11 protein-coding genes are annotated in these 12767 nt (G+C 27.7%); 3 read left to right on the top strand and 8 right to left on the bottom strand.

Annotated elements, in window-relative coordinates:
- Positions 1–98: 98 nt before the first annotated feature.
- Genes ACTG46_RS06760 through ACTG46_RS06750 form a run of 3 tightly spaced genes read right to left on the bottom strand, consistent with a single transcriptional unit; the run spans position 99 to position 2413 of the window.
- Entirely contained in the window at positions 99–1175 is a 1077-nt protein-coding gene (locus ACTG46_RS06760) for a DUF4097 family beta strand repeat-containing protein (RefSeq protein ID WP_407813617.1), read from the bottom strand.
- Positions 1168–2094 carry a DUF1700 domain-containing protein gene (locus ACTG46_RS06755; protein ID WP_054269828.1) on the bottom strand — a complete coding sequence of 309 codons (927 nt, stop codon included), beginning with the start codon at positions 2092–2094 and terminating at the stop codon, positions 1168–1170. Before ACTG46_RS06755 ends, ACTG46_RS06760 begins: the two co-directional genes overlap by 8 nt.
- Positions 2081–2413, bottom strand: coding sequence for a PadR family transcriptional regulator (locus tag ACTG46_RS06750; protein ID WP_009889116.1), 333 nt, complete (start codon positions 2411–2413; stop codon positions 2081–2083). Before ACTG46_RS06750 ends, ACTG46_RS06755 begins: the two co-directional genes overlap by 14 nt.
- Positions 2414–2602: 189 nt before the next feature.
- Between ACTG46_RS06750 and ACTG46_RS06745 the strand changes: the two genes are divergently transcribed.
- Positions 2603–3733, top strand: coding sequence for an MGDG synthase family glycosyltransferase (locus ACTG46_RS06745; RefSeq protein ID WP_219673621.1), 1131 nt, complete (start codon positions 2603–2605; stop codon positions 3731–3733).
- Positions 3734–3865: 132 nt separating this feature from the next.
- Here ACTG46_RS06745 and ACTG46_RS06740 read toward each other — a convergent pair whose 3' ends face one another.
- Entirely contained in the window at positions 3866–5764 is a 1899-nt protein-coding gene (locus ACTG46_RS06740; protein ID WP_479923797.1) for a type I glutamate--ammonia ligase, read from the bottom strand.
- Between the two features lie 312 nt (positions 5765–6076).
- On the opposite strand from ACTG46_RS06740, the gene ACTG46_RS06735 reads away from it, so the two are divergent.
- Positions 6077–6853 carry a 3'-5' exonuclease gene (locus ACTG46_RS06735; protein WP_054269825.1) on the top strand — a complete coding sequence of 259 codons (777 nt, stop codon included), beginning with the start codon at positions 6077–6079 and terminating at the stop codon, positions 6851–6853.
- Positions 6854–6943: 90 nt separating this feature from the next.
- Here ACTG46_RS06735 and ACTG46_RS06730 read toward each other — a convergent pair whose 3' ends face one another.
- On the bottom strand, positions 6944–7696 hold the full coding sequence (locus tag ACTG46_RS06730) for an exodeoxyribonuclease III (RefSeq protein WP_054269824.1): 753 nt from the start codon (positions 7694–7696) through the stop codon (positions 6944–6946).
- Positions 7697–7819: 123 nt separating this feature from the next.
- Positions 7820–8770, bottom strand: coding sequence for a galactose-1-phosphate uridylyltransferase (galT, locus tag ACTG46_RS06725; RefSeq protein ID WP_479923796.1), 951 nt, complete (start codon positions 8768–8770; stop codon positions 7820–7822).
- Between the two features lie 384 nt (positions 8771–9154).
- Between galT and ACTG46_RS06720 the strand changes: the two genes are divergently transcribed.
- Positions 9155–10351, top strand: a complete 1197-nt coding sequence (locus ACTG46_RS06720) for a pyridoxal phosphate-dependent aminotransferase (protein ID WP_054269822.1) — start codon at positions 9155–9157, stop codon at positions 10349–10351.
- Between the two features lie 83 nt (positions 10352–10434).
- On the opposite strand, the gene ACTG46_RS06715 is transcribed toward ACTG46_RS06720, so the two are convergent.
- Positions 10435–10887, bottom strand: coding sequence for a MarR family winged helix-turn-helix transcriptional regulator (locus ACTG46_RS06715; RefSeq protein WP_054269821.1), 453 nt, complete (start codon positions 10885–10887; stop codon positions 10435–10437).
- 304 nt (positions 10888–11191) lie between these two features.
- Entirely contained in the window at positions 11192–12637 is a 1446-nt protein-coding gene (gene purB / locus ACTG46_RS06710) for an adenylosuccinate lyase (RefSeq protein WP_479923795.1), read from the bottom strand.
- Between the last annotated feature and the right edge of the window lie 130 nt (positions 12638–12767).

Here is a 12767-nt window from a genome sequence, read left to right as displayed (position 1 = left end):
TATCCCTCTCCTAATTCTCTTTCGATACTTATTATACCATAGTATAGATTATATTTTTATACTTTTAAGCCAATTTATCAATTATTGTAGTAAATTATTTACAGTTCTAATCGATTTGAATTTATTTTTATAGTATATTCTTGTTCTAAATTCGACATATTTTTATTCAAAAGCCCTTTTATTTCTCTAATATTTTTATACTTATTACTATGTTCATAGTCAGACGAATCATTACTATATTCTTCATCGCTACTATACTCTTCATCATTATTAAATTCTTCTATTACTTCTTTTGCCTTTATATCACAATTAAATTTATACTTATCTACTGGTAAATTAAGACTTACCTTAGAATTTGGAACTTCTATATTCAGATGCTTAGCAATTGGCAAATTAGAATCTAAATTAAATTCATTATCATAATGTGAATTTCTACTTACTTTTTCATTTATATTTACATTTTCAGGTATATAATCTTCTACATTATTTATAAACACATCTTCATATTCTGAAGATATATCTAATGATTCTGATTCTATATTTACATTTTTAACACCTAAAATTGACTTTGTTGATAAGTCAATATTACTATTAGATATTAAATTCAAAGTCTCTAATTTATTTACATTATTTTCTGTTATAACTCTTCCAAAGCTTCCATAAGAAGTCTTATATGTTATATTATTTGAAGCTACATTATCATATACCAATAAATATGAACTTACACTTGATACATTTACGTCTACATTATTTGGTACATATATTACAAGTTCTCTATAATCATGTGAAAACATATTATCTATAGATGTATTTAGTAATTGGTCGAAATTTTTAATCCTTTTAAGCTGATTTTCATATTTTCTTTCACCTTTTACCACTAAAGTTTTATCTTTTAAAGTAACATTATACTTGTAAAACTCATTATTTCCTTTTGTTGTTACACGCACATCTTCACTTGCATGTTTCTTTATCGTAATATTTATATTGTCAACAGATACATCTAACTTGTCAATATTTACTTTTTCTTGATAAAGTTTATTTTCTTTTTTAAATTCAGCTTCCTTTTCTAGCCCAAAGTTTATTAAGCTTGGCATAACTAAAATACCTGACCATGTCGTTCCAATTATGCCTATTACCAATAATATTGCAGCAAATATGGCAAGTTTCTTATTCATGTTTATCTTCTCCTTTCTTATCATCTAAATCTTCAAAATCCTTATACATTGCCTCAAAGTTTATACTATCATCATAATCATCAGTTTTTTTAATACTTTCTTCTTTTGTATTATAATAGTCATTACTATATAAATCTTCATTAATATCTTTATTCAAGTCTTCATCTCTTAAAATATCTTTATTTCTTTTTTCCATTTTTTCATTTGCATTTATATAAATATTTTTTCTCTTTATCCAATTTATATAGCTACCTAGCAACTGTTTCCCTAATTTTATAACAAACAGTAAAATTTGCCATGCAAGTATTTCAAGTCCTACAAATGCTATAATCGCAAATATACAAAACATCGTAATATCTGGAACCATTGTTATAAACTTAATCACAAATGGAATTGATATAACAAAAGCAATCAATGTACATATTAATCCAATAGCGACAGATATAATTGCACATACGAATGCAAATGCTGGAATAATTAAGAATAAAGATAATACTACTAATAATACCTTTATAACTTGCCTAGATAAACCTCCAACACCTTCTTCTATGCTTGGTGTAAGCTTATCATTTATATTTTCCTTTGATTTGTTGTATTTTTCTTTAGCCTCATCTTTTAAGATAGAATAACCCTTTTTCATATCTGACTTAAATTTACTAAATTTATCGTTTAAAACATCTGTATTTATTATTTTTTCTTCTTCAGTATCTTTTTCTTTAGTCTGTAAGATAAGTTCTCTTGCTATAGATTTTGGTGAACCAAGTGATGCTATTATCTCCATATCACTCTTTCCTTCTATAAGACCATCTACAAAATACTCTTCATAATCTCTCAATATATCATTAACTTCGCTCTCAGAAAAATCTTTTTTTAGATAATCCTTTAAAATTTCAAGAAACTCAGTTTTATTCAAGTTCATTACCTCCCTCATCTTCACTTATTAAAATCTCAACAGCTTTTACAAATTCTCTCCACTCTTCCATTAGATTGGATAAATTTTCTTTTCCTAGTGAAGTTATTCTATAGTATTTTCTAGCAGGACCTTCATTAGATTCTAGTATATATGTTTCGAAATACAAATCTTTTGTAAGTCTTCTTAGAATAGGATATATTGTTCCTTCATTTACATCTATTACTTTAGAGATATTATGTACTATTTCATATCCATACATATCCTTTTTAGATATTAGTGCAAGTACACAAATTTCTAAAACACCCTTTCTAAATTGTGTGTTCATATACTCCATCCTTTCTTTAAATACACAGTATTGTGTTTTACAAGGTACTATGTTAAAACTTCTTATATTTTCATAATAACACAGTACTATGTCTTACACAATAGTTATTTTTAAATATTATTGTTGATTAAATTCTTCTATAAATGTATAATACTCTAATCAGATATATTTTATGAAAGTGGTGATAAATTGGCTAAAACGAAAGAAGATAAAACAATATTAATCTTAACTGCTCAATTTGGTGCTGGCCATATAAGTGCTGCAAAAGCGGTAAAAGAATGCATTATTGAAAAATATAGTAACTACAATGTTGTTATACAAAATTTTATAAATGCAAGTATACCTATGATGAATAAGCCTATGGTAAAACTTTATGAGAACAATACAAAATATACTCCAGGATTATATAATTACTATTATTATTTTAAGAAATCGTTTGATTCAAGACATGATTTCTCTCATAAATTATATACACCTAAACTTTCTGAGTATATTTCTGATATAAATCCAGATTTAATTATCTCTACATTTCCACTAGCAGCTGCTTGTGTAAATAATTTTAAGATAAAAAATCCTGATATAAATATACCAACACTTACAGTTATAACAGACGTTGTAGATAGTATGGAGTGGGTTTTTGAGCATACAGATTTGTATTTTGTTCCATCTCCTGAAATAAAAAATAGATTTTTTCAAAAGGGGATAAATCCAGACTCTATAAAGGTTACTGGTGTTCCTGTAGATAAGAGATTCCAAATTGAAAGTAAAGAACTCCGTCATGATAAATACAGATTACTACTTCTTGGAGGAGGACGAGGTCTGTTCGATATAGATGAGGATTTTATGCATTGGATAGACGAATTTATTGAAGAACATATTGATTCTATAGAAATTACAATAGTTACAGGCAAAAACAAAAAATTATATGACACATTAACTTATAAAAAACCTTTAAAAAATATAAAAGTACTTGGATTTGTAAATGATATGTATAATCTAATAAGAGAATGTGACTTAATGTTAACTAAACCTGGAGGAGCAACTATATTTGAAGCTATCCAGTCACAAACTCCAGTGCTTGTAAAAATGCCAAAGGTAGGACAAGAGATTGAAAATGCTAAGTTTATAATAGATAAAGGACTTGGGATGATTTATAGTGATGACTTAGACCTTAAGAATATATTTTATAAATTAGTATCAAATGAATTTGATTCTATAATAAACTTTATGAAGAAAAATTTAGAAGAGTTTAAAACAGTCATTCACCCAGATGAAATTGCTGATTATATCTCAGAATTAATAGATACTCATTACAATTAGTATGTTATTATAAAACTTAAAATAATAAAACCAAAGGCAATCAAGTATGCTTTCATATTTGAGATTTTACTCAAAATGACCTAAGCATACTTGATTGCCTTTATAATATTAGAATCAAGTTACTAATTTATCTTAGTATATATTTTTCTTGTATTGCATATACAGTTGTTGTATTTCTTCCATACTTCTTTTTAATTCTATTTGTAAATCTGAAGCAGTCTGATAATCTTTATTTTCTACAGCTTCTCTTACTCTAGTAAATAGAGATTCTCTAGTTAAAGTGTCCTTCATAATGTTGAACTTCAAATCTGATATTGAATTCCAAACCACTTCATCAAGTGCATCCATATTTTCTTTTGTGTGTATTTTGACAATACTTCTTATCTTTTGTATTCCAGCCTCTATTATTCTAGTTTTTAATTTTTTTTGCCACTTATCTATTGCTCCAACCTTAAATGATTCTATTATACTATCAGTAAATACATCACCTTGTTTTAAAGATTTTAATTTTGAAGCATATATTTCTAAATTTTTCATATTTTCATACACTGTAGCTGGAGGAGTTCCAAATCTTGCATTTCTTTCTTCTAAGCTATAATGCTCAAATACATCATTTTCATCTCTATATGCTCTATCTTTTTCTAAATAGAATCCTTCTTCACCTACATTTTTAGACAATTCTTTTTCAAGTTCTTTTGTACTAAGACCACTCTTGGCTGCTGCTTTTATACCATCTAACATTGTCTGATAACACCCTGATATTACTAGATATGTATTAGATAAAGGACTTGGTGATCTTAATTCAAATCTTACAGTCTTTGGATTTTTCATGTCTCTTATTAATCCAACAAGTACTGACCTATTTCTTGATGGAATCTCATAACTATGACCTAAAGATGTAACTATACATACAGGTGCCTCAAATCCAGGAACTAATCTATTAAATCCATCATTAGAAGCTGTTACAATTGGATTTAATACTTCATAATTGTAAAGAAGTCCCATAAGGGCCCCATATCCTAATTCACTTAGATAATCTTCTTTTAAATCTTTTGGGGCAAATAGATTTCTGATACTTCCATCTTTTAGTCTTGCACTTACTCCTACATGTGTATGTCCACCACTTCCTGCAACTCCATGAATTGGTTTTGCTTTAAACGTAACTTCTAGTCCATGTGATGTAAATACATCTTCTATAACGTCTCTTACTAATAATTCATTATCTGCTGCTTGTAATGGTGTAGAAAACTTCCAAGAAACCTCTAGTTGCTCCATAGCATGATTTGTTCTTCCATCTATACTAATAGAACTTTGTATCCCTCCAACCTCTTTATGAGCCATTTCAGGGCTTACACCTAGTTTTTGAAGTATTATCAAACTTTGCTCTAAACAAGTTCTTATAATACCATGAGTTCTTTTCCAGTATTGCTCTTTTAGGCTTTGTGATACATATAATTTCTCTAAGTCAGCTTTATCTTCAGGAGTATTAACCCAAAACTCAAGTTCTGTAGCTGCTGTTAACATTATTTCTTCTATATCATCTACTGAATCTATTCCTATGTTATTTAATACATGTGGGTATTCTCTAAATATCTCAAACATAGATTTTTTGAAATACTTGTCTGCTTTTTGAAGCACTCCTCTTGAACATACTTTTTTGTTATCATGTATTAAAAATGCAGGTATCTTTAATGTTCCAACAGGTAAACCTACTTCTTCGTCTATATATTCCATATTGTAATCTACATACCAATGACAACTTTTATCTGGCATTAAATCAACTTTTGCATTATTTAATGTCGCTATGTTATAAAGCTCAACACTCGAACCATCAGTCTGTATAGCTGATTCTAAAAATTTATCTATATCTTCTAAAAATATTTCTACAGGAATCTTTTCATCTGTTGCATTTCCCCCTAAGTCAACACCCATTAAGGAAACAAATCTTATATTTTTATTGTTTTTTAGGATTTCTCTTATTTCTTCATTAGTATGCTTATCTTTCTCTATTACATATAATAGACTATCCATTTTTTCACTCTCCCATAATTTTTATGTAAATTTTATTTTGTTAAATACAAGATAAAATTCATTTTAACTTACATTTATGAATTTTTCTTGCAAAATATTCGTATTTCATTCGTGTTTTTATTTATATTATTATATATCAAGTACAAAAAGTTCGCAATATTTTTTATTGGAAAAAATATTCTACATACAATAGTTTAACATTTTTATAAATATGGGGTATACTAAAATAAAAGTATTTTTGTTTAAAAATTTAATTTGACTTATAATATAATCTATAGTAGCAATAATAAAAAAATTTAGGAGATAAACTTTATGGAATACATAATTTTCGATTTGGAATTTAATCAAGGATTTGATAAAAAATTTAACAAGACTGTATCCAATGAAAAGTGTCCTTTTGAAATCATACAAATAGGAGCAATTAAATTGGATTCTAAATTCAATATAATAGATACATTTAATAGCTATGTGAAGCCTACAATATACAAAGAAATACACCCTTTTATTAGTCGCATGACTAATATTAAAGATTCTGATTTTAATGGTTCACCTACTTTTCCTGAAGTTTACAACAAGTTCATAAAATTTATATCATCACAAGACCCTATATTATGTGTATGGGGAGCTGGAGATTTAAAGGAATTGTACAGGAACATTAATTACCATAAGCTAGCATCAAATACCTTACCTAAGTCTTATATTAATATTCAACAGCATGCATCTAAATATTTCAATAACCCAGCAGGGAAAAGTATTGGATTACAAAATGCTATTTCCTTATTGCAACTCGATGAAAAAATGTCTTATCACAACGCTTTAAACGATGCATACTATACTGCTAAGGTCTTTATTAATATATACAATCCAAGTATAGTGCCAGATATATATGTGTATACAAGCATTAGACCTAAAACTATAAAATATTCTAATAAAAAGAAAGTTGATTATGATAAGTTATTTGATGAATTTAAGAAGATTTTAAATCGTGAATTGAGTAAAGATGAGAAAAGAATTATTAACTTAGCTTATAACATGGGAAAAACAAATCAATTTGCATTAGAAAATGCTACTCAAAGAAAAAACAAATAGAATTTACTTAGGTTAAAAATAGGCATGTAGATTAAAACATAATCATCTTTAAATGTATATCTACAGCCCAATTTTTATCCTTATTAATCTTTATTTTATCTCTAATTCAACTGGACAATGGTCTGAACCTAGTACTTCAGTGTGAATGTTTGCACCTATCAATCTATCTTCTAATTTCTTAGATGCACAAAAATAATCTATTCTCCATCCTGCATTATTTTTTCTTGCATTAAATCTATATGACCACCAACTATAGACACCTTCTTTATCAGGATTAAAGTATCTATATGTATCTATGAACCCACTATCTAATAGTTTAGAAAATTTTTCTCTTTCTTCCTTAGTAAAGCCTGCATTTTTCATATTATTTTTAGGATTTTTTAAATCTATCTCTGTATGTGCAACATTCATATCCCCACATACAATTACAGGCTTCTGATTATCTAATTTAACTAAATAGTCTATAAAATCATCTTCCCATCTAGTTCTATATTCTAATCTCTTCAACTCAGATTGAGAATTTGGTGTATATACAGTGACAAAATAAAAATCTTCAAATTCTAGAGTTATGACTCTACCTTCCTTATCATGTTCTTCTATATTTATTCCATACATTACTTTTAAAGGCTCTTTTTTTGTAAATATAGCAGTACCTGAATAACCTTTTCTCTCAGCATAATTCCAGTATTGAAAATATCCTGGTAAATCTAACTCTATTTGTCCTTCTTGTAATTTAGTTTCTTGTAAGCAAAATATATCTGCATCAACCTCTTTGAAAAAGTCTAAAAATCCTTTCCCAACACAAGCTCTTATTCCATTAACATTCCATGATATAAATTTCATATTATACTCCTCATCTAAACAGTAAATTTCGTTTAATTTTTTCATTTGTTTTTATTTTAACAACATGACACTATAATTTTATCTAAAAATTACTATTTACTTAATACCTTAAAAATATATATTTTAATCAATTTTTAATTTTTTTGTTAACTCTTCAGGGATTATTGAGGAAACATACATATTTGTTCCAAGCTCGAATCCTCCAAAATTATATTTTCTTGGGATTATATGCATATGAACATTAAAATATGATTTTGTTTCAATATTTGTTGGATGAGTGTGAATACATAAGTTAAATGGCATATATCCATTGACATTGTACAGTTTCTTAAATAACTTCTCAAATATCATGGAAAGTTCTTTTACATTATTATCATTTAACTCATCAAATTTTATTTTATCTTTAAATATTACTCTTACTTCTCCACTATATTTAGTTGCATATGGAACAAGCACTATAAAAGCTTCTCCATTATAAACAACTCTTGTATTTAAATTTATTTCATTTTCTATTAAATCATCATACAAAGAGCTATGATTACTATCATAATACTCTTTTGAAACTAATAATTCATTAGTAATTTCAGGAGGAATAAAAGACATAGACAGTATCTGAGCATGTGGATGCATTAAAGATGCCCCAGCTTTTCTCAAGAAGTTTTTAAAGATACTAACATACTCTACTTTGTCATTTTTCGACATTTCTTTAAATCTGTCTCTATACATAAAAAAAACATCTTCAAATTCTTTTTGATTCATGTTATAAAAATTACTATTATGTTTATCGCTCTCTATCATCACTTCATGAATACCATATACATCTCTTGCCATATCATCAATTATAGGAAATTTATTATAAATAGACTTCACAAGCCATCCTTCTTCACCCTCTATTTCAAATAGTGTATCAGTTGCATAAGCCTCATTTCCCTTACAAAATGGGCATCCTTCTTCATATTCCTTAATCTCTTCATCTTCATTTGGTATATCTGCTGTATCCAAAGGTCTTTTCAATCTATCAGTAGCAAATATAACAACATCATTAGTAATTGGATCTATTCTTAATTCTTTCATAATTAACACCTCTTAGTTAATAGCCTTTAATATAATTATATGATATTTATCGTATCTGTTAAATAAATTTATAATATTTTTTATAAATTTGCGTATTTACCCTTATATATTTTTATCTATAAATAGAGGATTATAACAAAAAATTACTATCTATACACCAAAACATTATCTTATCATAAATTAATTTACTGATATATAATTTATTGGCATGGACACAGGTATTTCACTGTAATTTGTTAAAAGTTTATTTTAGAGCTATATTAATTTTTTTTGATGATTTTTACCTATAAGTATGTTATTATTATCTTGTAAAGATGTCTTGTATTCAAACATACAATTTACATAATACAATATACGTATTTAAATTAAATAGGGGGTATTAAAATGAATTATTCAAACAGAGTTAGTGCAATGCAGGCCTCTCCAATCAGAAAACTTGTTCCATTTGCACAAGCAGCAAAAGATAGAGGAATCAAAGTATATCACTTAAACATAGGACAACCAGATATAAAAACTCCTAAAGGGTTTTTTGATGCTGTTAAAAACTTTGATAGTGAAGTCTTAGAATATGCTACATCAGAAGGTATTCCAGAATTATTAGAGGCACTTCAAAACTATTATAAAACTTATGATATGCATTTTGAAAAAGATGAATTACTAGTAACTAATGGTGGTAGTGAAGCTTTACTTTTCACTATGATGGCAGTTTGTGACCCAGGGGATAATCTATTAGTTCCAGAACCATTCTACACTAACTACAATGGATTTGGCCAATGTGTAAATGTAGAAGTTAATGCTGTTACAACAAAAGCAGAAAACGGTTTCCACCTTCCATCTAAAGAAGAAATAATGTCTAAGGTGGATGATAAAACTAAAGCTATAATTCTTTCTAATCCAGGAAATCCAACTGGTGCAATCTATACAAAAGAAGAACTTAATATCCTAGCTGAAATAGCTAAAGAAAAAGATTTATGGATAATAGCAGATGAAGTTTATAGAGAATTTGTTTATGATGGACTTGAGTACACAAGCTGTGGTAACTTAGAAGGTGTACAAGATAGAGTTATCATAATAGACAGTGTTTCTAAAAGATACAGTGCTTGTGGTGCTAGAATTGGTTCTATCGCTTGTAAAAATAAAGGTCTTATCGCTCAAATACTTAAATTATGTCAAGGAAGACTTTGTGTTCCTACATTAGAGCAAATAGGAGCTGTTGAATTATACAAAACTCCAGTTTCTTATTTCAAAGAAGTTAATGAAGAATACAAAAAAAGAAGAGATGTATTATACAATGAATTAATGAAAGTTGATGGCGTTATATGTAAGAAACCAACTGGTGCTTTCTATATAGTTGCTAAATTACCAGTTGAAAATGCAGAAGATTTCACAATCTGGATGTTAAAAGAATTCAACAAAAACAATGAAACAGTTATGGTTTGCCCTGCTGAAGGATTCTATGCTACTCCAGGTTTAGGACGTGACGAAATAAGATTGGCTTACATCCTAAATGAAACTGACCTTCATAGAGCTGCTACATTATTAAAAGAAGGTCTAGAGCAATATGTAGCTTTACACAAATAAATTCTTGAAATATTAATTTATATAAATTTAATGATATAAAAATATCCCCTTTTCAGATGTTATTTGAAGAGGGGATATTTTTTCTATTTAAATTCTTCTTTATTTAATATATATTGAAGAGTATTTATTGCCTCTAAATACTTTCTTCTATCTTCTTCAGTCAATTTAGAAAGCTTTTCTCCTAGACCATCACTTAATTTATCCATAAAATCAGAAGCTATATTGCCCCCTTCTTCAGTAATATCAATTAAATACTTTCTTCTATCAACTAAGTCTCTTTCTCTTGTTACATATTTCTTTTCAGTTAAATCATCAACCATACTAGTTAAACTGCCTTTTTCTATATTTAATTTAGAGCATAAATCAGTCATACTTATTACTCCATAATTTTTTATAAATACTAATGCTCTTAATTGTGTTTTATTTACATTATAGTCTGGTGCAAATTTTTTTAGGTCCTCTAAGTATAGGCTAGAATAAATCTTAGGAAATGTTTTTACTAGAAAACTTATGGTATCTTTTACTACGTAGTTCATACAATCACCTCGGTTGTTTTTAAATTTATTAAATTATCTAAATAACTTTATTTCAGTTTACATTAAAAATATTGCAAGCACAATAGTTTTTACTGAATGTTTAAATTTAATTAGCAATCTTATTATTTTATTTAATTTTATTTATATTATTCTTATTAAACACTATTTATATAGCTATTTTTTTTAATTCATGGTATAGTAAATAAGGAAGAACTCTTCATAGCGATGAAGAGCAGACGCTAGCCCATTAAAATGGCTATCTTATTTATAAATAAGATAGCCATTTTTGATTATCTGTATACTTCTATACTCTTAAATCCACATCTACTTTTCCTAAATCTTCTTTATAATCTTTTATAGCTGGTTCTACAACTTCATTTGCAAACTCCACAACTTGTTCTGGTGCTCTACCTATAAAGTTTTTTGGGTCCATTATAGATAATATTTCTTCTTTGCTCATTTTAAATGAATCATCATTCATTATAAGCTCAATTAGATTATTATCCTTACCTTCATGTTTAACTCTATATGCAGCTTTCATAGAGTATTCTCTTATTATCTCATGTAACTCTTGTCTATCTCCACCTCTTTTTACAGCTTCCATAAGTATTGTTTCTGTAGCCATAAAAGGAAGTTCCTCATTTACACGTTTATTTATCATATTCTCGTATACTACTAAACCATCAGTTACATTTATGCCTATTTCAAGTATTGCATCTGCTGCCATAAAAGCTTGAGGTATAGCTAATCTCTTATTAGCTGAATCATCTAATGTTCTCTCTAACCATTGAGTAGCTTGTACCATTGCAGGGCTTAAAGATTCAGAGATTATATACTTAGATAAAGATGCTATTCTCTCACTTCTCATTGGATTTCTCTTATAAGCCATTGCTGATGAACCTATTTGATTCTTTTCAAATGGCTCTTCTAATTCTTTTAAACTTTGTAAAAGTCTTATATCATTAGTCATTTTATGCATACTTTGAGCTATCCCTGATAGTATACTTATCACTTGATAGTCTAATTTTCTAGTATATGTTTGTCCACTTACTGCATAAGAAGAATTATATCCCATCTTTTTGCAGATTTTTTTATCTAACTCTTTCACTTTTTCATGGTCTCCCTCAAATAAGCTTAAAAAACTTGCTTGAGTACCAGTAGTTCCTTTAACTCCTCTTAATTTCATATTATCTATTCTGTAATTCAAATCTTCCAAATCAAGTATTAAATCTTGAGCCCATAAACAAGCTCTTTTACCTACTGTTGTAAGTTGTGCTGCTTGAAAATGTGTAAACCCAAGAGCTGGCATATCCTTATACTTAAGTGCAAATTCGTTTAAATTATTTATTAAGTTTACAAGCTTTACTCTTAGAAGTTTTAACGCTTCATTCATTTGTATAACATCTGTATTATCTCCAACATATGCAGATGTTGCCCCTAAATGTATTATTCCTTTGGCTTTTTCACACTGTAAACCATATGCTTTTACATGAGACATTACATCATGTCTTACTTCTTTCTCTATTTTTCTAGCTTCGTCAAAATTTATATTATCTATATTAGCTCTTAGCTCATCTAATTGTTCTTCAGTTATATTTATTCCTAACTCATGTTCACCTTCTGCAAGAGCAACCCATAGTCTTCTCCATGTAGAAAATTTAAATTGTGGAGAAAATATATAGCTCATATCTTTGCTGCAGTATCTATCTGTAAGTGGATTTGAGTACGTAGTATATTTATTATCTATCATTATTTAGCACCTTCCTTAAATCTTTTGTCATGTGATTAGTGTGTACAAATTAGTACATAAATAATTATATATAATTTTACGAACTATAACAAGGCTTTTTTATTTTTTGTTCACATTTATATATAGTATT

The sequence above is a fragment of the Clostridioides sp. LIBA-7678 genome, from assembly GCF_056716065.1.
This window is presented reverse-complemented; position numbering and strand designations above follow the sequence as displayed.